The following is a 24,137-nucleotide window of genomic DNA, read 5'->3' as shown; positions in this document are numbered from 1 at the left end:
TCATGGGCATTTTGAAAAGTCGTCGTCGTTTTCTCGCTGGCTTGGTCGCGGCTGGAGTGTATGGTCCCCTGACTCAGTTCGGTCTTGCGCGCATGGCCCTGGCGGGGCAAACCCAACAGCCAAAATTGAAGGTGGTGTTTGTGGTTTTGCCGGATGGCCTGGCGGTGGATTCTATCAAGAGCGTTGGCTTTGGAGATGGGGGCGGCCTGTGGCATCCGCTGACGCAGGGCATGGACACCACCGTGTTCGAGTTGAATGAGGTCAGCCGCGAATTGGCAGCTTATCGCAGTCAGTCCCTGTACCTTCGCGGCATCATCCTTGGACCCGGAAATGTCGGCCATGATGGTTGGAAATGGGCATTGCGTGACAGTGCGGCCAGCATGTCGTCCATCGACGTGTTGCTGGGGCAGGCTCTAGAAGGCCATGTTCCATCTCAGCGCAGCCTGTTTTCAGGTCCTCATGCTGGAGTTGACGGTACGCCCTGGTTTGTTTCATGGACCGGCAATGCAATTCGCACGCCCTATCAGGATCCGGTGCGGATGTATGAATCGATACTCAGTATTCCCAACCGTGCGGCGCGTGCACAGCAAGTCCATAATGCCAGCGTATTTGATCCTGCGCGGATCGAAATCCAGGAGCTCAAAGGCAAGCTTTCCGGCGCTCAGCGACAGAAGCTGGAAACCCATATGGACTCGGTGGAGCAGGTCATCAAGGATATCGACGATACGCTGCCGCCGGATGGCGAGTGTGAACCGTTGAGCCTGGAGCCCCTGCCGTTCAAGTCGGCGGAGTACCGGACTCGAGTACAGGGCAGTCATCACCAGGTCGTCGCTACTGCCTTGAGTTGCGGGATCAGTCGCGTTGCCACGATTCAGGTCGGGCGTTCGGCTGAATCGCTGAACATTATCGACGTCAGCCCCACCAGTAATCCTCATGAATGCGCGCACCGGCGTTCCGGGGAAGCCTTCTGGAAAGGCACGCGTCAGTGGTACGTCAAGCAGGTCAAACTGTTCATGGACGAACTGGCAAAACATCCCGACCCTGATGTGCCGGGTGACAATCTGCTGAAACATACGCTTGTCGTAGTGACCAGCGAAATGGCCGACGGCGCGCCAGAGCACATGATCGACATGCCTATGGTGCTTATGGGCGGAGCCGGTGGATTACTGAAGAGTGGCGACGGTGCGGGACGCTACTTCAATATCACTTCACAGTTCGATCGATCGCATCACTCGGGGAATCCGGTCATCGGCAAGAATTTCGTCGATATGCAACGCATCTGGGCCACCATCGCCAAGGCGGCGGGAACCAGTGTGCCTTACGCAGGCAATATCACTCCGGTGACCGGTATATTCACCAATGTCTGAATGACGTCTTGCTGCTCAAAAAACCGGAAAGTCTGAGTGTCGGGCTTTCCGGTGTGTATGTTTGATCCGCCGATAGGCGCAGCTACTGGCCGATCACCTCTCGCTAGCCCCTTGTGCCGCCTGTTAAGCTCAACTTCAGGAGCGTTCCTACGCACTTTTAAGAGAGGTTGCCCTTCTTTAACTGCATCCGATCAGGTATTGCTAACGGTGTGCCGTTTTGTGCCGCTTTCGAGTTGGCGCCTGTCAACGTTCATCACCGAGCACGCCTGATCCCGGAACACGCTCAGCGAGTCTTCTTTTATGAATAAACGCCCTTTGTATTTCGACTACGCCGCCACCACGCCGGTGGATGAGCGAGTCATCCATGTGATGGTCGACTGTTTGGGTTTCAGCGGTAACTTCGGCAACCCGGCCTCCAGCTCCCATGCCTTCGGCCAGCAGGCCCGGCAAACGGTCGAGCATGCCCGCCGGCAGGTGGCCGATCTGGTCAATGCCGAGCCTTCGCAGATCGTCTGGACCTCCGGCGCCACTGAGTCAAACAACCTCGCGCTCAAAGGCGTCGCCCAGGCTCGCGGTGTGTCGGGTGGGCATATCATCACCAGTCAAATCGAACACAAGGCGATTCTCGACACCGCCCGGCAGTTGCAGGATGGCGGGGTCGCCGTGACTTACCTGGTACCGGATGCCGAGGGTCTGATCAGCGCGCAGGCGGTCAGTGAAGCGCTGCGCGAGGACACCTTCCTGGTGTCACTGATGCTGGTCAACAATGAGCTGGGTACCGTCAACGACATCCCGGCCATCGGCCAGCGGGTGCGTGAGCATGGCGCGTTGTTCCACGTCGATGCCGCACAAGGCGCTGGCAAGGTGGCGATTGATCTGGCCGAGTGGCCGGTGGATCTGATGTCGTTCTCCGCGCACAAAATCTACGGCCCCAAGGGCATCGGTGCGCTGTATGTCGGCCCCCGTGCGCAACAGCGCCTGCAGGCGCAGATTCACGGTGGCGGGCACGAAGGCGGTTTGCGTTCCGGGACGCTCGCGACTCACCAGATCGCGGCCATGGGCGCGGCCTTTGCCCTGGCGGCAGAATCCTTCGACGAAGAAGCTGCAACCATCGCCGGTTTGCGTCAGCGTTTGCTTGAGCAATTGTTCAGCATTCCCGGTGTACGCTTGAACGGTAGCGCGACCCGGCGCATACCCCATACCTTGAGCCTGACCTTCAACGAGGGCGAGTTCAATCCGGCGGCGTTGAGTGCATCGATCGCCTTTTCGGCGACCTCGGCCTGCAACTCGGCGAGTAATGCACCGTCCCATGTATTGCTGGCCCTGGGGCATGATGCTCGGGCGGCCAGTCGCACCATCCGTCTGAGCCTCGGACGTTTCACCACCGAGCAGGATATCGACCAAGCGGCACAATTGATCAAGGCTTCATCCGCCAGTGCACCGGCGTTCTGGGCCGTTGCCCAGCCATAAGGGCTGTTCCACACCGGCACCCAATAAAAATGATGAGTGATTAGCAGGAGACACAATGAGCACGCAACCTTTGAGTAACGGAACGGTTTCCCGGCGTCTGGCGCAAACCCGCGAGCTGATGAGCCGGGAGGGCATTCATGCCCTGCTGGTGCCGTCGGCCGATCCGCACCTGTCGGAATACCTGCCGGGCTATTGGCAGGGACGGCAATGGCTGTCGGGCTTTCATGGTTCGGTCGGCACGCTGATCGTGACCCCTGACTTCGCTGGCGTCTGGGCTGACAGCCGTTACTGGGAGCAGGCAAGCAAGGAACTCAAGGGCAGTGGCATCGAGCTGGTAAAACTTCAGCCCGGACAACCAGGCCCGCTGGACTGGCTGGCCGAGCAGACTCCCGAAGGCGGCGTGGTCGCCGTCGATGGCGCGGTCATGGCGGTGGCTTCAGCGCGTACCCTGGGCAGCAAGCTCCAGGAACGTGGTGCTCGACTGCGCACCGATATCGATGTGTTGAACCAGGTCTGGCAAGACCGTCCAGCGCTGCCGGATCAGCCGATCTACCAACACTTGCCGCCCCAGGCCACCGTCAGCCGTGGCGAGAAACTCGCCAAACTGCGCGAGAACCTGAAAGCCCGTGGCGCCGATTGGCACTTCATCGCGACCCTCGATGACATCGCCTGGCTGTTCAACCTGCGTGGCGCCGATGTGTCGTTCAACCCGGTATTCGTTTCCTTCGCCTTGATCGGCCAGCAGCAGGCGACGCTGTTTGTCGCGCTGAGCAAAGTCGATGGGCCATTGCGCGCGGTCCTTGAACAGGATGGCGTGACCTTGCGCGATTACAGCGAAGTGGCCGCGGCATTGAGCGCGGTACCGAGCGGCTCGAGCCTGTTGGTCGATCCGGCGCGGGTAACGGCGGGGCTGCTGGATAACCTGGGCAGTGGCGTCAAGCTGCTGGAAGGGCTGAACCCGACCACTCTGGCCAAGTCGCAAAAAAGCCTCGCCGATGCCGAACATATTCGTCAGGCCATGGAGCAGGACGGTGCGGCGCTGTGCGAGTTTTTCGCCTGGCTGGACAGCGCATTGGGTCGTGAGCGAATCACTGAGTTGACTATCGATGAGCACCTGACCGCGGAGCGTACCCGCCGCCCGGGGTATGTCTCGCTGAGCTTCAACACCATCGCGGCGTTCAATGCCAACGGTGCGATGCCGCACTATCACGCCACCGAAGAAGAACATGCGCTGATCGAAGGCGATGGCCTGTTGCTGATCGACTCCGGCGGTCAGTACCTGGGCGGCACCACGGACATTACCCGCATGGTCCCCGTCGGCACGCCGACCGAGGAGCAGAAGCGTGACTGCACGCGGGTACTCAAGGGAGTGATTGCGCTGTCCCGCGCACAGTTCCCGCGAGGCATCCTGTCGCCGCTGCTGGATTCCATCGCCCGTGCGCCTATCTGGGCTGAAGGCGTCGACTACGGTCACGGCACCGGGCATGGCGTCGGTTATTTCCTCAACGTCCATGAAGGTCCGCAGGTGATTGCCTATCAGGCAGCAGCGGCACCACAAACCGCGATGCAGCCGGGGATGATCACCTCCATCGAACCGGGCACTTATCGTCCTGGCCGTTGGGGTGTGCGAATCGAGAACCTGGTGTTGAATCGCGAAGCAGGCAGCACCGAGTTCGGTGAATTCCTCAAGTTCGAAACCCTGACCCTGTGCCCGATCGACACCCGTTGCCTGGAGCCGGCATTGCTGACTCAAGACGAGAAAGAGTGGTTCAACGGCTATCACGCGCAGGTCCGTGAGCGTTTGAGCCCGCTGCTTGAAGGCGCGGCTCTGGAATGGTTGAACACCCGGACGGCGGCTATTTAAGTCGGCTTTGCGGCTTCATCAAGAGGGCGGCGCCAGCTCAGGTGCTTGAGCGAGCGCTTCGCTGATTGCGTCGACCTCGCCGAAGCCGCCTATACCCTGCTCGCAGCGGGTGAGGCGGCTGGTGATCGAAATTTAACTCAAGGCTTCGAGGACAAAGTCCAGACGGTCCTGGCCGAAGAACAGCCGGTTATCGACAAACATGCTCGGCGCGCCGAACACGCCGCGTTGCAAGGCCTGTTCGGTCTTGTCCTTGAGGGCGGCCTTGACTTCGTCATCGTTGGCCAGTGACAGGACCTCGGTCGGGTCGAAGCCGTTTTCCGTCAGAACCGCAGCGACTGTTGCAGGATCATTGAGATTGCGCTTATCGACCCACAACGCACGGAAAAGACAGTCGATAAAATCGAGGAAGCGTTGCGGGTGCCGCAGTTGCATGCCGGTGACCGCTCGCATCAGCAAAAGTGTATTGATCGGAAAGTGCGGATTGAAATTGAGCGGGACCTGGTAGCGTTTGGCGTAACGATCCAGGTCTTGCAGCATGTAGCGGCCCTTGGCCGGGATGGTGATGGGCGAGGCATTGCCGGTGGCTTTGAACACGCCTCCCAGCAGCATCGGCTGATAGATGAGATGGCTGTCGGTCTGGGCGCAGATCTTGGGTAGCTGGGTATAGGCCAGGTAAGTGCTCGGGCTGCCAAGGTCGAAAAAGAATTCCAGGGTTTTGCTCATGGTCGAGGCTCTCTGATTATTGTTATGGGGCAAGGCTTACCAGCGTTCGCTCCAGGGCCGCAGGTCCAGTTCAAAGGTCCAGGCGTCACGTGGCTGGCTGTGCAGGTACCAGTAGTTCTCGGCGATGTGTTCCGGGTTGAGGATGCCATCCTGATCCTTGAGCGCGTACTTTTCCGGAAAGCTGTTGCGGATAAAATCGGTATCGATGGCGCCGTCAACGACGACATGAGCGACGTGGATATTCATTGGCCCCAGTTCGCGCGCCATGCTTTGCGCCAACGCGCGAATCCCGTGTTTGGCCCCGGCAAACGCAGCAAAACCGGCAGCTCCGCGCATCCCGGCAGTGGCTCCGGTGAACAGGATAGTGCCGCGTTGGCGGGTGGCCATGCGTTTGGCGACTTCACGAGCGTTGAGGAATCCGGAGAAGCAGGCCATTTCCCAGATCTTGAAATACTTGCGCGCGGTTTCTTCAAGAATGCTGCATGGCACGTTGGCGCCGATGTTGAAGACGAAGGCTTCGATCGGGCCGATCTGGCTCTCGATCTGTTCGACCAGCGCAATCACCTCCTCTTCCTTGCGAGCATCGCAGGCGAAGCCATGGGCCTGACCTCCCGCAGCCTGAATGCTATCGACCAAAGGCTGCAATTTGTCAGCGCTGCGCCGAGTGACGCAGGCGATAAATCCTTCCTGGGCGAAGCGCCTGGCTATTGCTCCACCGGTGGCATCGCCCGCACCGACGACCAAAACGACTTTGTTGTTATTGATAGCTGTAGTCATGGGTATCGCCTTATTAGTAAACGATCGTTAACTAAGCGAACGTTATGCTACGATTTGAATGGCGTCAAGGCGATAGATCCATGGGGGAGAGCGATGCGTTATTCAGTCAGCCACAAGCAGGAAACCCGGGAGCGATTGCTGGAAAGCAGTGCTGTATCGGCAAAAAAAGCCGGTTTCGCCACGGTTGGCGTCGATGGCCTGATGAAAGCGATCGGGCTCAGCGGCGGTGCCTTTTATAGCCATTTCTCTTCAAAGGATGAGTTGTTCAGTTCGATCGTCGAGCGTGAACTACGGCAGAGCCTTGAACGGTTAAGCGGGGATGGCGAGCAGAATCGGGCACGGCTTGAACGCTGTCTCAAGCACTATTTAAGCATGGCCCATGTGGAACACCCCGAGACAGGTTGTGCATTGCCAGCGCTGGGAGCGGAAATCGCCCGTGCCGACGTTGCTGTCCGGCAGCAGGCAGAGCAGTGGATCTGTCGATTGCAGGAAAACTGGGCTCGTATACTGAATAGCGACGCGCTGGCGTGGGCAATTCTTTCGCAGTGCGTAGGCGCTCTGGTGGTGGCGCGGATGCTGGTCAGTCCAGACCTTCAGCGCAAAGTCCTGGACTCGAGCTACGCCGAGATCGGTCGCCAGATTGCGGTTCAGAGCATTGAATAAAATCGTGCCGGTTTATTTACAGATGACGATCATGCTGCGGCTCGTATAGCCGGCGGGGTTGAGGCCAAAGGGGTAATCGCCGGGCTCTTCCACTGAGTCGCCGGATTTGGCGATCACTTTGTAGCCCTTGGTGCCGCAAGAATTGACGGCGCTGGCGTAACACTTGTCCCAGGAAGAGGACAGGCCGGAGCAGTTGATATGCAGCCCTTTCTTACCGTGCTTTACCTCGGTTTTTGAAGTTGCAGCACAGCCTGCAACGGCAAGTATGGCGAGCAGTATCAAAACTCGTTTCATTCCCTTCCTCTATAGCTGACTTCGGGTCTGGCGCCCGAGTCTGGCTTTATCCGCTCTTGCGTGTCGCGTGGATGATGTCCCTATTTGAAAAAATCCATGGCTTACACAGAGTTAGGGCTAAACATGGCCTAATTGAGCGGCAAATGCCAGAGTTTCGTCAACCCCGCTTTTAATCGGTTGCGAGCATTTGGGGAGATTGGCGGCGCATGGTCATGGTGGCACCGACGGAGGCGAGAATTATGCAGGCGATGGCTAGCCACTGGGCCACAGACAGGTACTCATGCAGGAACAACAGGCCGGACAGGGCGCCGAAAGCCGGTTCCATACTCATCAACGTACCAAAGGTCCTGGCTGGAATCCGGGTGAGGGCCACCATCTCCAGGGTGTAGGGCACGGCAGTAGACAAAATTGCCACGCCAATGGCGACCGGGATCAAGGAGGGCGTCAGTAAAGTTGCTCCAGCATGGACGATGCCCACCGGCGCGACGAACAACGCGGCGATCATCACACCCAGCGCAGCGGTTTGAATGCCGTTGTCGGCGCCGGCCTTTTGCCCGAACAGGATATACACCGCCCAGCAGACTCCTGCGCCCAGCGCATAAGCGGCGCCGACGAGGTCGATCCCGGAGCGGCTATCGCCGGTGGGAATCAGCAGTAGCAAACCGATGACTGCCAGGCCGATCCAGAGGAAATCCATTGCCCGACGTGAAGCATAGATAGCGACCGCCAGGGGGCCGGTGAACTCCAGGGCAACCGCAATCCCCAGTGGGACGGTATTGAGTGACATATAGAAGAGCAGATTCATCCCGCCAAGCGCCATCCCGTAGACGATAACCGTGCGCAGGGTGCTGGCCGTGAACCTGGCGCGCCACGGGCGAAGCAGGATCAGCATGATGACGCTGGCAAAAATCAGCCGCAGGGTAGTGGTGCCTTGTGCTCCCACTACCGGGAACATGCTTTTTGCCAGGGATGCTCCGGACTGGATGGAAGCCATGGCGATAAGCAGCAGGCCGACCGGGAACAGAATCGAGGCAAGGCTGCGGGGTTGGTCAGTCATTAAGAGGCGTCATCCGCAAGTGGGCTGGTAGGTGTGCAGGACACATGATGCTCAACTATTGGAGAATGAGCAATATAGTGCGCAAACAGTTTGCTGCACCTCTATATATAAGCAGGTTTTCAGGTTTCCGCCGGTTGTTGATAGAAAAGCGCAATTAGTGGTTGACGGCAGATTCTGGAAGTCTATAATTCGCCCCACTTCCGGCGCAGTCGAAACGGAAAACTCCTTGGTAAACAAAGAGTTACGCAGTTTTCGGCAGCGAGTTGCTTCAGTTCATCGAAGCCCAGAAGGAGTTGATAAGGTCGGTTGGTTTGACGTTATCAACGGTTCGATCCACTCGGTCGAAAGCGGTGTAAAACAGGTGTTGACAGCAGCGAGTAACGCTGTAGAATTCGCCTCCCGCCAACGAGTGATCGGAAGCGCCAAGTGGTTGAAGTTACAAAGGAAACTTTGAAAACTTCTGAAAATAACCGCTTGACAGCAGCAGAGGAAAGCGTAGAATGCGCGCCTCGGTTGAGACGAAAGATCTTAACCAACCGCTCTTTAACAACTGAATCAAGCAATTCGTGTGGGTGCTTGTGGAGTCAGACTGATAGTCAACAAGATTATCAGCATCACAAGTTACTCCGCGAGAAATCAAAGATGTAACCAACGATTGCTGAGCTAAATTTAGGGTTTTCTAAAAACCCAAAGATGTTTGAACTGAAGAGTTTGATCATGGCTCAGATTGAACGCTGGCGGCAGGCCTAACACATGCAAGTCGAGCGGCAGCACGGGTACTTGTACCTGGTGGCGAGCGGCGGACGGGTGAGTAATGCCTAGGAATCTGCCTGGTAGTGGGGGATAACGTTCGGAAACGGACGCTAATACCGCATACGTCCTACGGGAGAAAGCAGGGGACCTTCGGGCCTTGCGCTATCAGATGAGCCTAGGTCGGATTAGCTAGTTGGTGGGGTAATGGCTCACCAAGGCGACGATCCGTAACTGGTCTGAGAGGATGATCAGTCACACTGGAACTGAGACACGGTCCAGACTCCTACGGGAGGCAGCAGTGGGGAATATTGGACAATGGGCGAAAGCCTGATCCAGCCATGCCGCGTGTGTGAAGAAGGTCTTCGGATTGTAAAGCACTTTAAGTTGGGAGGAAGGGCCGTTACCTAATACGTGATGGTCTTGACGTTACCGACAGAATAAGCACCGGCTAACTCTGTGCCAGCAGCCGCGGTAATACAGAGGGTGCAAGCGTTAATCGGAATTACTGGGCGTAAAGCGCGCGTAGGTGGTTCGTTAAGTTGGATGTGAAATCCCCGGGCTCAACCTGGGAACTGCATTCAAAACTGTCGAGCTAGAGTATGGTAGAGGGTGGTGGAATTTCCTGTGTAGCGGTGAAATGCGTAGATATAGGAAGGAACACCAGTGGCGAAGGCGACCACCTGGACTGATACTGACACTGAGGTGCGAAAGCGTGGGGAGCAAACAGGATTAGATACCCTGGTAGTCCACGCCGTAAACGATGTCAACTAGCCGTTGGGAGCCTTGAGCTCTTAGTGGCGCAGCTAACGCATTAAGTTGACCGCCTGGGGAGTACGGCCGCAAGGTTAAAACTCAAATGAATTGACGGGGGCCCGCACAAGCGGTGGAGCATGTGGTTTAATTCGAAGCAACGCGAAGAACCTTACCAGGCCTTGACATCCAATGAATCTGCCAGAGATGGCGGAGTGCCTTCGGGAACATTGAGACAGGTGCTGCATGGCTGTCGTCAGCTCGTGTCGTGAGATGTTGGGTTAAGTCCCGTAACGAGCGCAACCCTTGTCCTTAGTTACCAGCACGTAATGGTGGGCACTCTAAGGAGACTGCCGGTGACAAACCGGAGGAAGGTGGGGATGACGTCAAGTCATCATGGCCCTTACGGCCTGGGCTACACACGTGCTACAATGGTCGGTACAGAGGGTTGCCAAGCCGCGAGGTGGAGCTAATCCCAGAAAACCGATCGTAGTCCGGATCGCAGTCTGCAACTCGACTGCGTGAAGTCGGAATCGCTAGTAATCGCGAATCAGAATGTCGCGGTGAATACGTTCCCGGGCCTTGTACACACCGCCCGTCACACCATGGGAGTGGGTTGCACCAGAAGTAGCTAGTCTAACCTTCGGGAGGACGGTTACCACGGTGTGATTCATGACTGGGGTGAAGTCGTAACAAGGTAGCCGTAGGGGAACCTGCGGCTGGATCACCTCCTTAATCGACGACATCAGCTGCTCCATAAGTTCCCACACGAATTGCTTGATTCATTGAAGAAGACGATAGAAGCAGCTTTAAGCTCCACGCTGATAGCTCACGCTAACAGTTACAAGCTCGAAATTGGGTCTGTAGCTCAGTTGGTTAGAGCGCACCCCTGATAAGGGTGAGGTCGGCAGTTCGAATCTGCCCAGACCCACCAATTTTGTGTGGGACACGCCTGTAGAAATACGGGGCCATAGCTCAGCTGGGAGAGCGCCTGCCTTGCACGCAGGAGGTCAACGGTTCGATCCCGTTTGGCTCCACCACTTACTGCTTCGTACCGTTAGAGTTTAGAAATGAATATTCCAATGTGAATATTGATTTCTAGTCTTTGATTAGATCGTTCTTTAAAAATTTGGGTATGTGATAGAAAGATAGACTGGACAACACTTTCACTGGTGTTGTTACAGGCTAAGGTAAAATTTGCGAGTTAAATTGCGAATTTTCGGCGAATGTCGTCTTCACAGTATAACCAGATTGCTTGGGGTTATATGGTCAAGTGAAGAAGCGCATACGGTGGATGCCTTGGCAGTCAGAGGCGATGAAAGACGTGGTAGCCTGCGAAAAGCTTCGGGGAGTCGGCAAACAGACTTTGATCCGGAGATGTCTGAATGGGGGAACCCACCTAACATAAGTTAGGTATCTTACGCTGAATACATAGGCGTAAGAAGCGAACCAGGGGAACTGAAACATCTAAGTACCCTGAGGAAAAGAAATCAACCGAGATTCCCTTAGTAGTGGCGAGCGAACGGGGACTAGCCCTTAAGTGGCTTTGAGATTAGCGGAACGCTCTGGAAAGTGCGGCCATAGTGGGTGATAGCCCTGTACGCGAAAATCTCTTGGTCATGAAATCGAGTAGGACGGGGCACGAGAAACCTTGTCTGAATATGGGGGGACCATCCTCCAAGGCTAAATACTACTGACTGACCGATAGTGAACTAGTACCGTGAGGGAAAGGCGAAAAGAACCCCGGAGAGGGGAGTGAAATAGATCCTGAAACCGTATGCGTACAAGCAGTGGGAGCCCACTTTGTTGGGTGACTGCGTACCTTTTGTATAATGGGTCAGCGACTTATTTTCAGTGGCGAGCTTAACCGAATAGGGGAGGCGTAGCGAAAGCGAGTCTTAATAGGGCGTCTAGTCGCTGGGAATAGACCCGAAACCGGGCGATCTATCCATGGGCAGGTTGAAGGTTGGGTAACACTAACTGGAGGACCGAACCGACTACCGTTGAAAAGTTAGCGGATGACCTGTGGATCGGAGTGAAAGGCTAATCAAGCTCGGAGATAGCTGGTTCTCCTCGAAAGCTATTTAGGTAGCGCCTCATGTATCACTGTAGGGGGTAGAGCACTGTTTCGGCTAGGGGGTCATCCCGACTTACCAAACCGATGCAAACTCCGAATACCTACAAGTGCCGAGCATGGGAGACACACGGCGGGTGCTAACGTCCGTCGTGAAAAGGGAAACAACCCAGACCGTCAGCTAAGGTCCCAAAGTTATGGTTAAGTGGGAAACGATGTGGGAAGGCTTAGACAGCTAGGAGGTTGGCTTAGAAGCAGCCACCCTTTAAAGAAAGCGTAATAGCTCACTAGTCGAGTCGGCCTGCGCGGAAGATTTAACGGGGCTCAAACCATACACCGAAGCTACGGGTATCACTTAGGTGATGCGGTAGAGGAGCGTTCTGTAAGCCTGTGAAGGTGAGTTGAGAAGCTTGCTGGAGGTATCAGAAGTGCGAATGCTGACATGAGTAACGATAATGGGTGTGAAAAACACCCACGCCGAAAGACCAAGGTTTCCTGCGCAACGTTAATCGACGCAGGGTTAGTCGGTCCCTAAGGCGAGGCTGAAAAGCGTAGTCGATGGAAAACAGGTTAATATTCCTGTACTTCTGGTTATTGCGATGGAGGGACGGAGAAGGCTAGGCCAGCTTGGCGTTGGTTGTCCAAGTTTAAGGTGGTAGGCTGAGATCTTAGGTAAATCCGGGATCTTAAGGCCGAGAGCTGATGACGAGTGTTCCTTTTGGAACACGAAGTGGTTGATGCCATGCTTCCAAGAAAAGCTTCTAAGCTTCAGGTAACCAGGAACCGTACCCCAAACCGACACAGGTGGTTGGGTAGAGAATACCAAGGCGCTTGAGAGAACTCGGGTGAAGGAACTAGGCAAAATGGCACCGTAACTTCGGGAGAAGGTGCGCCGGTGAGGGTGAAGCATTTACTGCGTAAGCCCATGCCGGTCGAAGATACCAGGCCGCTGCGACTGTTTATTAAAAACACAGCACTCTGCAAACACGAAAGTGGACGTATAGGGTGTGACGCCTGCCCGGTGCCGGAAGGTTAATTGATGGGGTTAGCTAACGCGAAGCTCTTGATCGAAGCCCCGGTAAACGGCGGCCGTAACTATAACGGTCCTAAGGTAGCGAAATTCCTTGTCGGGTAAGTTCCGACCTGCACGAATGGCGTAACGATGGCGGCGCTGTCTCCACCCGAGACTCAGTGAAATTGAAATCGCTGTGAAGATGCAGTGTATCCGCGGCTAGACGGAAAGACCCCGTGAACCTTTACTATAGCTTTGCACTGGACTTTGAATTTGCTTGTGTAGGATAGGTGGGAGGCTTTGAAGCGTGGACGCCAGTTCGCGTGGAGCCAACCTTGAAATACCACCCTGGCAACTTTGAGGTTCTAACTCAGGTCCGTTATCCGGATCGAGGACAGTGTATGGTGGGTAGTTTGACTGGGGCGGTCTCCTCCTAAAGAGTAACGGAGGAGTACGAAGGTGCGCTCAGACCGGTCGGAAATCGGTCGTAGAGTATAAAGGCAAAAGCGCGCTTGACTGCGAGACAGACACGTCGAGCAGGTACGAAAGTAGGTCTTAGTGATCCGGTGGTTCTGTATGGAAGGGCCATCGCTCAACGGATAAAAGGTACTCCGGGGATAACAGGCTGATACCGCCCAAGAGTTCATATCGACGGCGGTGTTTGGCACCTCGATGTCGGCTCATCACATCCTGGGGCTGAAGCCGGTCCCAAGGGTATGGCTGTTCGCCATTTAAAGTGGTACGCGAGCTGGGTTTAGAACGTCGTGAGACAGTTCGGTCCCTATCTGCCGTGGACGTTTGAGATTTGAGAGGGGCTGCTCCTAGTACGAGAGGACCGGAGTGGACGAACCTCTGGTGTTCCGGTTGTCACGCCAGTGGCATTGCCGGGTAGCTATGTTCGGAATAGATAACCGCTGAAAGCATCTAAGCGGGAAACTAGCCTCAAGATGAGATCTCACTGGGACCTTGAGTCCCCTGAAGGGCCGTCGAAGACTACGACGTTGATAGGTTGGGTGTGTAAGCGCTGTGAGGCGTTGAGCTAACCAATACTAATTGCCCGTGAGGCTTGACCATATAACACCCAAGCAATTTGCTGACTCGAAAGAGCACCAGATTGCGGTGTGTGAAGACGAAACGAACCGAAAGTTCGAGATACTCACAAAACACCAAGCTATCGCATACCCATTCGCTGGAGCGTGAACCTGAAAAGGCCCACGACCCGGCTACCGAATTTCTTGACGACCATAGAGCATTGGAACCACCTGATCCCATCCCGAACTCAGCAGTGAAACGATGCATCGCCGATGGTAGTGTGGGGTTTCCCCATGTGAGAGTAGGTCATCGTCAAGATTAAATTCCAAAACCCCTATCTGCGTATGCAGGTAGGGGTTTTGTTTTTGTGGGCGATTTACAGGAGAACGGCTTGCCGGCGATGGCGTCGTCGAAATCGCCATCGCGAGCAAGCTCGGCTCCCACAGTTCGCTGCCCCCCGCCTTGTGTCCAGCCCCAAGCAGCAAACCCATTTATGCTTCGTGAAACTTCGGCAGAACGTGTTCAGCAATCTCTTCTATCACTTCGGCCACCGGACGCTCGCTGCGTCGCAGATGCAGGCCCACGTGCTGCACCCCGGCTTCACGCAGGGCCTGAAGCTCATCAATCAACGCCAGGCGCCCGCAACGTCCGCCGAAGCGCACGCGTTGCATCGGTGCATGAGGATTGGCTGCAAGGTCCAGATGCACGAAGCTGATGTAGGCTTTATCGCCACCCACCTCTCGCCACAGCCCGACACGCCGACGATGTTCGTCCGGGGTGCCCGGGTAGGCGAGCCAGCCATCCATATGTTCACCAATCCAGGCAGGCGATTGTTGTCCCAATCCCGCTACCAGCAATGGCACCGGTTCTTCGCGCTCCGGTAACAGGCGAGCGCCTTGGGGCAGGCGACCCTGGCCCTGGCTGCGCAGTAACTCCACGGTATCGCGGAAAATCTCCCCACGTTGAGCGTAATCCACCCCAAACAACGGATATTCCATCGGCCGATCGCCACTGGCCACGCCCAGCAGCAAGCGGCCGTCACTCAGTTCATCGACGCTGTTGGCCGCCTTGAGCGTCAGCCATGGCTGGCGCAGGGGCAGCACCACTGCAGCGGTACCCAGCATGATGTTGTGGGTAATGCCGGCCAGGTAACCAAGATAGGAAAAGGTTTCGAAGACCTGTGCGGCATCGCCGAAATCGGGATCGTAAACGGGTACGTCACGTACCCACAGTGCGCGAAAACCGCTGCTATCGGCCAGTCGGGCCAGCTCGGCATGCTGTTTCAGGTCAGGAACGCCGAAAGGCCGGTCCTGTTCCGCGCGCAAACGCTGTCCGGCGCTGGACCAGTCGTTGTCCAGGGGCAATTCCAGGCCAATGGAGAAGTTGTTCTTGCCGAGTAATCTTTCAAAACGGGAATGCATTAATGGCTCCAGCATCTCGCTCAAGGCAAGACGGTTCTATGGATGACAGCGCAAAGTATCCATTGGACCAACTTGAAGAAAAATGCATGAATCGGAACAATAATATTGAATGAAACGCATGAATTGCTCTTCAGCTAATTCATCTCTTGGTAATCGGTGATTACCATTCGGGGAAATCGCCCGAAAATGCCCGAGGACTTTTTGGTATGGTGCAGCTCTTTTTTCGAAAGGATTGATTCAATGCCCAGGGAACGGCGCCCACCTCATTTAAAGAGCTGCCGTAGAAATGCCTGCACCGATACCGCTCAAGGATCACCAGAAAGAATCGCGCCTGGTCAATAAAAGGCTGCTGGCCTGCGCACTGTTTGTCGCCGCCATCTCCTGCACATTGGTCGCCCGCATGTATTTCCTGCAGGTGGTCGAATTCGATTATCACTCGACCATCTCTGAAAACAACCGGGTGCATGTGCTGCCGATCACCCCCAGCAGAGGCCTGATCTACGACCGCAATGGCGTGTTGTTGGCGGATAACCGGCCGAGCTTCAATCTGACCATCACCCGCGAGCGTACCGACGACTTGAAAGGCGAGCTGGACTCGATTGTCAGTCTGCTGCACCTGCCGGCTGAAGAGCGGACGCTGTTCGACAAGGAACTCAAGCAATCGCACCATCCCTTTGTTCCCGTCACCCTGTTTTATGAACTGAGCGAAGAGCAGATCGCTGTATTGGCGGTCAACGAGTTCCGCTTGCCGGGGGTCGAGGTCGAGCCGCAGTTCATTCGTCACTATCCGATGGGTGCACACTTTGCCCATTCCATCGGCTATGTCGGGCGAATCAACGAGAAAGAATCCAAGGTCCTGGACTCGGTGGAGTACCGCGGCACGCAGTCGATCGGCAAGACTGGCATTGAGCGTTTCTACGAATCCGAGTTGCACGGTCATGTCGGCTACGAAGAAGTCGAAACCAATGCCCAGGGGCGCGTGCTGCGGGTGCTAAAGCACACCGACCCGACTCCGGGCAAAAGCATCGTGCTGAGCCTCGACAGCAAACTCCAGGTAGCGGCCGAGGAAGCCCTGGGTGATCGGCGCGGATCGGTCGTCGCACTCGATCCGGCCACCGGTGAAGTACTGGCGATGGTCAGCAAGCCGAGCTTCGATCCGAACCTGTTCGTTACCGGTATCAGCTTCAAGGAATACGCGGCACTCCACGACTCCATCGACCGGCCCCTGTTCAACCGGGTCCTGCGCGGCCTCTATGCACCGGGTTCGACCATCAAGCCGGAAATGGCGATTGCCGGGCTCGATGCCGGCGTGGTCACGCCCCAGACCCGGGTCTTTGACCCAGGCTATTACCAGCTGCCGGACTTCGATCACAAGTACCGTAACTGGAATCACAGCGGCGACGGTTGGGTCGACATGGACGCGGCGATCATGCGCTCCAACGACACCTACTTCTACGACTTGGCGCACAAGCTTGGCATCGATCGGTTACACGACTACATGGCCATGTTCGGTCTCGGTGAGAAGGTCTCGCTGGACATGTTCGAAGAGTCGGCCGGGCTGTTGCCGTCCCAGGCTTGGAAACGCGCCACGCGACGCCAGCCGTGGTTCCCCGGGGAAACGGTAATCCTCGGCATCGGCCAGGGCTATATGCAGGTGACGCCACTGCAGCTGGCGCAAGCGACTGCGTTGATCGCCAACAAAGGTGTGTGGAATCGTCCGCACCTGGCCAAGACCGTGGACGGTATGACCCCAGTAGACGAGCACCCGATGCCCAACATACTGCTTAAGGACCCGCGGGATTGGGAGCAGGTCAATCATGGCATGCAGATGGTCATGCACGATCCGCGCGGCATTGCCCGAGCGGCGGCAGCCGGCGCGCAGTACCGAATTGCCGGCAAGAGCGGTACCGCGCAAGTGGTCGCGATCAAACAGGGCGAGCGCTACAACCGACTGAAAACCCTTGAGCGCAATCGGGACAACGCCTTGTTCGTCGGCTTCGCCCCGGCGGAACATCCAAGGATTGTCATCTCGGTCATGATTGAAAACGGCGAGGCGGGCGGTCGCGTCGCCGGTCCCGTGGTGCGGGAGATCATGGACGCCTGGTTACTGGATCAGGACGGCCACCTGAAGCCGCAATATGCCGCTCCGGGCAAAGCGCCGGGCGCTCCCCACGTTTGAGGCCCGCCACACAGGCCACTAGGCCGTCACAGCACCTGCTCACGAATACTGAGCATGTGCTGGAAGCTCTCCAGAAACACACTCTCGGCCTGGCTCATTCGCTGCTCGCGATTCCACAGCAACTGGATATCGAAATCCACTACCCCCTCTTCAGGTGGTAGACGCCAGAGCAGACCCTGCTCGACATCCCGTCGCACCAGATGAATGGGCAAACACCCCATGCCATATCCTGCGCAAATCAAGCGGTGAATTTCCTCGAAACTAGTGGAAGATGCGACAATCTTGCCGGTAAACCCTTGCTGGTCGCGAAACAGCGTCAGGGGTGAAAGATTGCCGCCTAGTTGATCGCTGGTGAAGCTGACGAAGTTCTCCGCGGCAATCTGTTCCAGAGTCAGATTCTCCTGTCCGAACAGCCGATGGCGTTGTCCGCAAAAGTACGCGTAACGCTCGCGAAACAGCACCCGTTGCTCCAGTCGTGGATGTGCCAACCGGCACAAGCCTACCCCCACCGTGGCGGTTTTTTGCAGCAGCGAACTGATGATGTTCGAGCTGCCCATCACTTCGACTTCCAGCTCGACGTTTGGGTGGGTGACGTGGAAGTCCGCCAGAAACTCATCGTAGTGCGACGACTGCACACCGCTGACGGTAAGCAGGCGAATTTTGCCCACCAGATCGTCATGCCGACTCTCGACCACCGTCCCCAATCGCGAAATATCTCCGTAAATATCCGCAGCAATGCGCAGCACTTCTTCCCCGGTTTCGGTCAGGTCAAAGCGCCGTCCGCTACGGGCAATCAGCACACAATCGAGTTTGATGCCGAAGCCTGGGGCAAGGGCGCCGACGGCAAGCCGTATCGGATCGGTGTGTTCCCGGCGCAGTGGACAGTCGAAGCTTTCGACGATCGCGCCAAGGAAGACGAAGACGTCCAGTTCGCCGGCACCATGCAGGCTGACAGTGGCGTGTTCACCCCGGGCGATGCCGGACCGAACCCGCAACGCAAAATGTCCACCAACAATGCCGGCAACCTGAAGGTGATCGCCGCCATCGACGACGCAGGGAAATCCCTGACCGGCGAAGGCCACATGATCGTCACCGTGCAACGCTGGAACAATCCATCCATTCCATGAGTTGGCTGATCTCAAAGGTTTCAGACACTTTTTTTGGAATGACCGCAGGCCCCGCCAAGCGAGGTTTGCACAGGAGGTTGCGATGGGCGCTATTTTGAATCTGGTCGAGCGGAATCTGCACGAAGTGCACGTCGATGCCGACCGCATGTTGTTCCACATACCGAGCAGCTCGCTGTTTGCCAGCGATGAACTGACGGGCACTATTATCGACACCCTGCGCGGTCCCGGTTGCACTTCGGATGATCTGATCGACCGCCTGGCCGCGCGTTATGGTGGTGAGGAAATCACCGAGACCCTGCGCGAGTTGATCGCCCTGGAATTGGTCAGCGACGGCTCGCCACTGACTCCGGACATCGGTGTCAAAAGGGTCGAGCGCACGGCAATCAATACCGTGGTGTTGAACGTCAACACCGGCTGCAACCTGAGTTGCACCTACTGCTACAAGGAAGACCTCGACAAGCCGTCGGCCGGCAAGAAAATGGACGTCGACACGGCGATCGCCTCAGTGGAAATGCTGCTCAGGGAATCCCCTGACGAAGAGCGCTTCACCGTGGTGTTCTTCGGTGGCGAACCGCTGAGTAACCGCAAGCTGATCGAGCACATGGTCGACTACTGCGAGAAACGTTTTTCCGAGGCCGGGAAGTTCGTCGAGTTCGTGATGACCACCAACGCCACGTTGCTCACCGAAGAGACCGTCGATTACCTGAATGCCCACCGCTTCGGTCTGTCGGTGAGCATCGACGGCCCGAAAACCGTGCACGACCGCAACCGCATCACCGTGGGCGGGCAGGGCACTTATGACGTGGTCCGGCGCAAGGCCGAAATGCTGCTGTCACGCTACAACAGCCGTCCGGTGGGCGCGCGGGTGACCTTGACCAAAGGTATCACCGACGTCGAAACCATCTGGGATCACCTGTTCAATGAGTTGGGTTTTGCCGAAGTCGGCTTCGCTCCGGTGACCTCCGGCGACATCAGTACCTTCAACCTCTCCAGTGAGGAACTGATCGAAGTCTTCGCCAACATGAAGGCCCTCGGCCGGCGCTATCTGGAGGCGGCGCTGGAGCACCGCAATATCGGGTTTTCCAATCTGCATCAGTTGATTACCGACATCCACGAAGGCCACAAAAAAGCCCTGCCGTGCGGCGCCGGTCTGAAGATGCTGGCGGTGGATCACAAGGGCGAACTGAACCTGTGCCATCGCTTTACCGGTTCAAGTCTGCCGACTTTCGGCAACGTCCACAGCGGCGTGAAGCAGGTCGAGTTGAATGACTTCCTGTCCCAACGTCTGGACCGCAGCAACACCGGCTGTGAAGACTGCCATATCCGTAATCTGTGCTCCGGCGGCTGCTACCACGAGAGCTACGCCCGCTATGGCGACCCGACCCACCCGACCTATCACTACTGCGAGTTGATGCGTGACTGGGTCGACTTCGGCATCGAGGTCTACACCCGGATCATGGCCCACAACCCTGCGTTCATCAGCAGCTACCTCACTCCGCGCAAGGCTCACTGATATGAAACATCTCAAGGCAATCAACAACAAAGCCCAAAAACTTGAGCAGGCCGCCGCCGAAAATCGTATCGAAGAAGTGGTGGCGATGACCTCCGTCGCCGGCTGCGCTTCGACCACCGACCCGGGTTGGGAGATCGATGCCTTCGGTGGTGTTTCGTCGCTGTGCCAGCCGATGGAAGCCGACCTCTATGGTTGCTCCGACCCTTGCTGGTGGCCGGCCCAGGTGCCGGACATGATGAGCACCTATCCGGACTGGAACAAAGATGCGCAGGCCTCCAACGACAGCTGGCGCAATCTCGGCACCGTGTTCCCGAAAGACAAATAATCGGACAGAAGGATTCCAGCATGCTTCGCACCAATGCCTGCGGCCTGGCCGCTTTCGCCATCCTGTCTGTGTGTTCATTCACAGCCCTGGCCGATGAAAACCCGACACTTGAAACCGGTCACGAGTACATGGTGACCACCAATTACCCGAACAACCTGCACGTCATCGACCTGGCGAGCGACAGCCTGTACAAGACCTGCAAACTGCCGGACGCCTTCGGCCCGGGCAGCATCCAGTTGTCGCCGGACCGCAAGATCGCCTACGTGCTGAATAACCACTACGCGGATGTCTATGGTGTCGAACTGGACAGTTGCAAGCAGGTGTTCCACGCCAGCATCACCCAGCAGCCTGGGGAGAAAGCCCGCTCGATGTTCGCCTTCACCGTCAGCCACGACGGCAAGGAGCTTTACACTGTCGCCAACCCGACGCGGATGCTCAATGACCGCTACGAAGTGCAGCCTCCGCGACTGGACGTCTACGCCACTGACGCCGGCCTGAGCGCCAAACCTGTGCGCAGCTTCCCGGCACCACGCCAGCTGACCATCATGCAAAGCGGCGATGACGGCACGCTGTATGTGGCGGGCGCGGACGTCTACAAGGTCGATGTGAAAACCGGCAAGTTCGACGTGCTGATCGCCAGCCGCCACTGGAAACGCCCGTTGTACAGTGCGCCGGACGTGCTCTACGTGTGGAACCAGCAGACTTATCGGCATGACTTCTCGCTGCTCTACACCGCGGCGAAATTCAAGGACAAAAAGCAAGATCCGGCGACCGCCGAATACCTTTACGGGCTGTTCAGTATCGACCTGAAAACCGGCAAAACCGAAACCACCGACTTCGGTCCGTTGACCGAAATCTACTTCAGCGGCATGCGCTCGCCGAAAGATCCGAACCTGATGTTCGGTGTCCTCAACCGCCTGGCCAAGTACGACATCAAACAGAAAAAACTGCTCCAGGCGGCGACCCTGGATCACTCCTACTACTGCATTTCCTTCAACAAGGCCGGCAGCAAAATCTACCTGGCGGGGACCTTCAACGATGTGGCGATTTTTGATGCCGACAGTCTGAAGCAGATAGGCAGCATCAAACTGCCGGGTGGTGATATGGCGATTACTACGGCGCAGATTTTTATTCGCTGAAATCAAAAGATCGCAGCCTGCGGCAGCTCCTACGCGGTGAGGTGTACATCCGCGATTCCACGGGTGTACACGATTGGCGTAGGGAAGTGCATATCCCGGACTTCCCAGGTGTACACGGTCGGTGTAGGAGCTGCCGATAGGCTGCGATCTTTTCTGCAGGCAGCATAGATTCCGAAGTGTGGCGAAGATCAAAAGATCGCAGCCTGCGGCAGCGACTACATAGGGATATGGTGTGGGTACAGGTCGTGTTCTGACGAACCAGGCATTTTCCCTGTAGCAGTTGATCCGAACCAGTCTTTCACAACGTGAAGGTTGATCCTCCGGGCGAGCAGGCCTACTGTGAATCCAGGAGGTGGCCAATGAACCCATCAGATCGCATTGAAAGAAAGGTCCTGCTCAAGGCGCCACGCTCGCGAGTCTGGGCGGCGCTATCGGATGCCGACGCCTTTGGTGAGTGGTTCGGCGTGGCGCTCAAAGGGCAGCGTTTCGTTGCAGGTCAGCGTACTCAAGGGCAAATTACCTATCCCGGCTACGAACATCTGCTCTGGAATGCACTGGTCGAACAAGTCGAACCCGAACGGGTATTTTCCTTCAGCTGGCATCCCTATCCCGTGGAGCCAGGTGTCGACTATTCCGGGGAACCCACCACGCTGGTGAAGTTTGAGCTCGAGGACATGGATGGCGGTACCTTGCTGCGGGTCGTGGAGTCCGGTTTCGATGGCATCCCCGCGGAACGTCGTCTGAAAGCCTTCCGCATGAACAGCAGGGGCTGGGATGAGCAGATGAACAACATCGAGACGTATCTTGCCGCACCCTGAGTTCAGGATCTTGCCTGAAACTATGACGTTTATTGGGCCGACGGCGAGCCGATCATTACCGCTCAGACATTGATGCTTGAGGACGCAGAGGGCTTACGGCGACACAACTATGGCCAATGGCTTACACGCGGTCGATGTTATGTCGTCTATTGTCGCTTGCGCATTGCGCTTAATCTAACCCCATCAACTGAAGTGCAGGATGCGCTCAGGATCAAGGATGATCGACCATTTGCATGGAATGCAGCCGACAGGGAGTCGTAATGGTCTTGAGAAACCCGCCTCGGCGGGTTTTTTTTCATCTGCGCAATACTGCGTCTCGAGCCGGTTACAGATGGCGAGTCTCGGCAGGTACTTCTCCCCAGTTGTCATGCCGGCCATCGGCATATCGAACAGGCGCAGCGAGCAGTTCCGCCAAGTCAGGATTATCCAGCGCGGCGACCTGTACCGACACATAATCACCACCTATTTCCTTAACATGGCCGCGGCCGAACGAGCGCACGCCGCAGTGCCTGCAGAATAGGTGATGGCTGCTTCTGGTATTGAATTGGTAGTCGCTCAATTCATCCTCGCCGGACAGCAAGCGGAACGCACCGGGTTTGATGATGACGCCCCAGTTGCGGGTTTTGGTGCAGATCGAGCAGTTGCATTTTTCGGTGCCACGGCTCAGGTCGATATCGGCTTCAAATCGAACCCTGCCGCAATGGCAGCTTCCACCATAGGTCTTGAGCATCACGCTTAATCCTGTTGGTTAGAGAGCCATTCAGTGTAGAAGTAACTTGGACGGCTTGCATAATGGCCAATGGCTTACAGGTGGTGGGTGCTATGTCGTCTGTTGCCGCTTGCGCATTGCGCTTAATCTAGCCCCATCAACTGAAGTGCAGGATGCGCTCAGGATCATGGATGATCGACCATTTGCATGGAATGCAGCCGACAGGGAGTCGTGATGGTCTTGAGAAACCCGCTTCGGCGGGTTTTTTTATGGCTGCTGAAAGGTCTGCCGGCAAGTGCAATTGTGGCGAGGGAGCAAGCTCCCTCGCCACAGGGTTTGTGTTTGCCACAGTAATCCGCGTTACCAGTTTTGACTCAACCCGGCCGCGACCCGGTCGACGATCTCTCCCCGCAGCTTCAGCGACCCCGCCGCCCGCCGATTGGCTTCCTCCACTACCCCGCGTGGTGCGGTCTGCGGGCTGCCTGATTCGAATGGTGGGGCAGGGGCGTACTCGAGTTGCAGTTGCACCAGTTGCGCGGCGTCTTCGCCGAACAATTCGCTGGCCAGGGTCAGGGCGAAATCGATCCCAGCGGTAATGCCGCCACCGGTCAGCAGGTTGCCGTCGCGCACCACGCGTTCGCGAACTGGAATGGCGCCCAACGGGCCCAGCAGTTCGTGATAAGCCCAATGGGTGGTGGCGCGTTTGCCGCGTAACAGGCCGGCGGCGCCCAGCACCAGGGCGCCGGTGCACACCGAAGTGACATAGCGCGCGCTGGCGGCCTGGCGCTTGATGAAGTCGAGGGTCTCGCTGTCCTCCATCAAGGGCCCGACGCCACTGCCGCCGGGAATGCAAATCACGTCCAGTGGCGGGCAATCGTCGAAGCGGGTGGTCGGGAGCAACACCAGACCAGTGCTCGACTTCACGGGTTCGAGGTCCTTCCAGAGCAAATGCACGTTGACGTCCGGCAGCGAGGCCAGCACGTCATAGGGCCCGGTCAGATCCAGTTGCTGAACCTGTGGAAACAACAGAAAACCGATCTGCAGCGTCATTGCGTTATCCCCTTGGTCGA

16 protein-coding genes, 2 tRNA genes, 3 rRNA genes and 2 pseudogenes are annotated in these 24,137 nt (G+C 56.8%); 15 read left to right on the top strand and 8 right to left on the bottom strand.

Features of this window, described 5'->3' with window-relative positions; all coding sequences use genetic code 11:
• Positions 1-2 precede the first annotated feature (2 nt).
• The 3 genes from ACA064_RS24115 (at position 3) to ACA064_RS24105 (ending at position 4,701) form a co-directional block, all read left to right on the top strand.
• Positions 3-1,367: a DUF1552 domain-containing protein gene (locus tag ACA064_RS24115; RefSeq protein WP_497670365.1), complete on the top strand. Its 1,365-nt coding sequence runs from the start codon at positions 3-5 to the stop codon at positions 1,365-1,367.
• 300 nt (positions 1,368-1,667) lie between these two features.
• Positions 1,668-2,837, top strand: a complete 1,170-nt coding sequence (locus tag ACA064_RS24110; RefSeq protein ID WP_497670364.1) for a cysteine desulfurase family protein — start codon at positions 1,668-1,670, stop codon at positions 2,835-2,837.
• Between the two features lie 55 nt (positions 2,838-2,892).
• Positions 2,893-4,701 (top strand): aminopeptidase P family protein, encoded by a 1,809-nt coding sequence (locus ACA064_RS24105; RefSeq protein WP_497670363.1) that lies wholly within the window; start codon positions 2,893-2,895, stop codon positions 4,699-4,701.
• 132 nt (positions 4,702-4,833) lie between these two features.
• Here the strand turns inward: ACA064_RS24105 and ACA064_RS24100 are convergent, their stop codons facing one another.
• The gene (locus tag ACA064_RS24100) at positions 4,834-5,424 is read right to left on the bottom strand and encodes a 2-hydroxychromene-2-carboxylate isomerase (RefSeq protein ID WP_497670362.1); all 591 of its coding nucleotides are present in this window, start codon (positions 5,422-5,424) and stop codon (positions 4,834-4,836) included.
• Between the two features lie 36 nt (positions 5,425-5,460).
• Complete coding sequence (locus ACA064_RS24095) at positions 5,461-6,201, bottom strand: SDR family oxidoreductase (protein WP_497670361.1); 741 nt, start codon at positions 6,199-6,201, stop codon at positions 5,461-5,463.
• Between the two features lie 93 nt (positions 6,202-6,294).
• Here ACA064_RS24095 and ACA064_RS24090 point away from each other — a divergent pair, with 93 nt between their 5' ends.
• Positions 6,295-6,864: a TetR/AcrR family transcriptional regulator gene (locus ACA064_RS24090; RefSeq protein WP_497670360.1), complete on the top strand. Its 570-nt coding sequence runs from the start codon at positions 6,295-6,297 to the stop codon at positions 6,862-6,864.
• 12 nt (positions 6,865-6,876) lie between these two features.
• Here ACA064_RS24090 and ACA064_RS24085 read toward each other — a convergent pair whose 3' ends face one another.
• Both ACA064_RS24085 and rhtA read right to left on the bottom strand, forming a co-directional pair.
• Complete coding sequence (locus ACA064_RS24085) at positions 6,877-7,158, bottom strand: hypothetical protein (protein ID WP_497670359.1); 282 nt, start codon at positions 7,156-7,158, stop codon at positions 6,877-6,879.
• 169 nt (positions 7,159-7,327) lie between these two features.
• A complete protein-coding gene (gene rhtA / locus ACA064_RS24080; protein ID WP_497670358.1) occupies positions 7,328-8,215 on the bottom strand; it encodes a threonine/homoserine exporter RhtA in 888 nt (295 codons plus the stop codon).
• 699 nt (positions 8,216-8,914) lie between these two features.
• Here rhtA and ACA064_RS24075 point away from each other — a divergent pair.
• From ACA064_RS24075 to rrf, 5 genes are all read left to right on the top strand, one after another.
• Positions 8,915-10,453: ribosomal RNA gene (locus ACA064_RS24075) — 16S ribosomal RNA — on the top strand.
• Positions 10,454-10,575: 122 nt separating this feature from the next.
• Positions 10,576-10,652: transfer RNA gene (locus ACA064_RS24070), tRNA-Ile, on the top strand.
• A gap of 30 nt (positions 10,653-10,682) precedes the next feature.
• Positions 10,683-10,758, top strand: a tRNA-Ala gene (locus ACA064_RS24065).
• 227 nt (positions 10,759-10,985) lie between these two features.
• Positions 10,986-13,878, top strand: a 23S ribosomal RNA gene (locus ACA064_RS24060).
• A 160-nt stretch (positions 13,879-14,038) separates the two neighbouring features.
• A 5S ribosomal RNA gene (gene rrf / locus ACA064_RS24055) occupies positions 14,039-14,154 on the top strand.
• Together the 16S, 23S and 5S rRNA genes with 2 tRNA genes alongside form the textbook arrangement of a ribosomal RNA operon.
• A 173-nt stretch (positions 14,155-14,327) precedes the next feature.
• Here the strand turns inward: rrf and ACA064_RS24050 are convergent.
• Complete coding sequence (locus ACA064_RS24050) at positions 14,328-15,257, bottom strand: LLM class oxidoreductase (protein WP_497670357.1); 930 nt, start codon at positions 15,255-15,257, stop codon at positions 14,328-14,330.
• A 286-nt stretch (positions 15,258-15,543) separates the two neighbouring features.
• Here ACA064_RS24050 and mrdA point away from each other — a divergent pair, with 286 nt between their 5' ends.
• Entirely contained in the window at positions 15,544-17,436 is a 1,893-nt protein-coding gene (mrdA, locus tag ACA064_RS24045) for a penicillin-binding protein 2 (protein ID WP_497670356.1), read from the top strand.
• A gap of 26 nt (positions 17,437-17,462) precedes the next feature.
• Here mrdA and ACA064_RS24040 read toward each other — a convergent pair.
• Positions 17,463-18,248: pseudogene (locus ACA064_RS24040) on the bottom strand (LysR family transcriptional regulator); the annotation flags it as partial.
• Here ACA064_RS24040 and ACA064_RS24035 point away from each other — a divergent pair.
• The 5 genes and pseudogenes from ACA064_RS24035 to ACA064_RS24015 form a co-directional block, all read left to right on the top strand.
• Positions 18,246-18,563: pseudogene (locus ACA064_RS24035) on the top strand (quinohemoprotein amine dehydrogenase subunit alpha); the annotation flags it as partial. The pseudogenes ACA064_RS24040 and ACA064_RS24035 overlap by 3 nt on opposite strands.
• A gap of 82 nt (positions 18,564-18,645) precedes the next feature.
• A complete protein-coding gene (gene peaB, locus ACA064_RS24030) occupies positions 18,646-20,076 on the top strand; it encodes a quinohemoprotein amine dehydrogenase maturation protein (protein WP_497670355.1) in 1,431 nt (476 codons plus the stop codon).
• 1 nt (position 20,077) lies between these two features.
• Positions 20,078-20,401, top strand: coding sequence for a quinohemoprotein amine dehydrogenase subunit gamma (gene qhpC / locus ACA064_RS24025; RefSeq protein ID WP_497670354.1), 324 nt, complete (start codon positions 20,078-20,080; stop codon positions 20,399-20,401).
• A 20-nt stretch (positions 20,402-20,421) separates the two neighbouring features.
• Positions 20,422-21,540, top strand: coding sequence for a quinohemoprotein amine dehydrogenase subunit beta (gene peaD, locus ACA064_RS24020; RefSeq protein WP_497670353.1), 1,119 nt, complete (start codon positions 20,422-20,424; stop codon positions 21,538-21,540).
• A 359-nt stretch (positions 21,541-21,899) separates the two neighbouring features.
• Positions 21,900-22,358, top strand: a complete 459-nt coding sequence (locus ACA064_RS24015) for an SRPBCC family protein (RefSeq protein WP_497670352.1) — start codon at positions 21,900-21,902, stop codon at positions 22,356-22,358.
• A gap of 325 nt (positions 22,359-22,683) precedes the next feature.
• On the opposite strand, the gene ACA064_RS24010 is transcribed toward ACA064_RS24015, so the two are convergent.
• Positions 22,684-23,088: a GFA family protein gene (locus tag ACA064_RS24010; RefSeq protein WP_497670351.1), complete on the bottom strand. Its 405-nt coding sequence runs from the start codon at positions 23,086-23,088 to the stop codon at positions 22,684-22,686.
• Positions 23,089-23,427: 339 nt separating this feature from the next.
• Positions 23,428-24,117, bottom strand: a complete 690-nt coding sequence (inhA, locus tag ACA064_RS24005) for an isonitrile hydratase (RefSeq protein WP_497670350.1) — start codon at positions 24,115-24,117, stop codon at positions 23,428-23,430.
• Positions 24,118-24,137 lie beyond the last annotated feature (20 nt).

This window comes from Pseudomonas sp. LBUM1658, from assembly GCF_059716055.1.
Note: the sequence above shows the minus strand (reverse complement) of the source record. Positions and strands in the feature narration are given on the sequence as shown.

Coding starts and splice junctions, on each gene's coding strand:
- ACA064_RS24015 (WP_497670352.1), top strand. CDS start 21,900: ATGAACCCATCAGATCGCATTGAAAGAAAGGTCCTGCTCAAGGCGCCA.
- ACA064_RS24105 (WP_497670363.1), top strand. CDS start 2,893: ATGAGCACGCAACCTTTGAGTAACGGAACGGTTTCCCGGCGTCTGGCG.
- ACA064_RS24115 (WP_497670365.1), top strand. CDS start 3: ATGGGCATTTTGAAAAGTCGTCGTCGTTTTCTCGCTGGCTTGGTCGCG.
- ACA064_RS24010 (WP_497670351.1), bottom strand. CDS start 23,088: ATGCTCAAGACCTATGGTGGAAGCTGCCATTGCGGCAGGGTTCGATTT.
- rhtA (WP_497670358.1), bottom strand. CDS start 8,215: ATGACTGACCAACCCCGCAGCCTTGCCTCGATTCTGTTCCCGGTCGGC.
- ACA064_RS24090 (WP_497670360.1), top strand. CDS start 6,295: ATGCGTTATTCAGTCAGCCACAAGCAGGAAACCCGGGAGCGATTGCTG.
- inhA (WP_497670350.1), bottom strand. CDS start 24,117: ATGACGCTGCAGATCGGTTTTCTGTTGTTTCCACAGGTTCAGCAACTG.
- ACA064_RS24085 (WP_497670359.1), bottom strand. CDS start 7,158: ATGAAACGAGTTTTGATACTGCTCGCCATACTTGCCGTTGCAGGCTGT.
- ACA064_RS24095 (WP_497670361.1), bottom strand. CDS start 6,201: ATGACTACAGCTATCAATAACAACAAAGTCGTTTTGGTCGTCGGTGCG.
- peaD (WP_497670353.1), top strand. CDS start 20,422: ATGCTTCGCACCAATGCCTGCGGCCTGGCCGCTTTCGCCATCCTGTCT.
- ACA064_RS24050 (WP_497670357.1), bottom strand. CDS start 15,257: ATGCATTCCCGTTTTGAAAGATTACTCGGCAAGAACAACTTCTCCATT.
- mrdA (WP_497670356.1), top strand. CDS start 15,544: ATGCCTGCACCGATACCGCTCAAGGATCACCAGAAAGAATCGCGCCTG.
- qhpC (WP_497670354.1), top strand. CDS start 20,078: ATGAAACATCTCAAGGCAATCAACAACAAAGCCCAAAAACTTGAGCAG.
- peaB (WP_497670355.1), top strand. CDS start 18,646: ATGGGCGCTATTTTGAATCTGGTCGAGCGGAATCTGCACGAAGTGCAC.
- ACA064_RS24100 (WP_497670362.1), bottom strand. CDS start 5,424: ATGAGCAAAACCCTGGAATTCTTTTTCGACCTTGGCAGCCCGAGCACT.
- ACA064_RS24110 (WP_497670364.1), top strand. CDS start 1,668: ATGAATAAACGCCCTTTGTATTTCGACTACGCCGCCACCACGCCGGTG.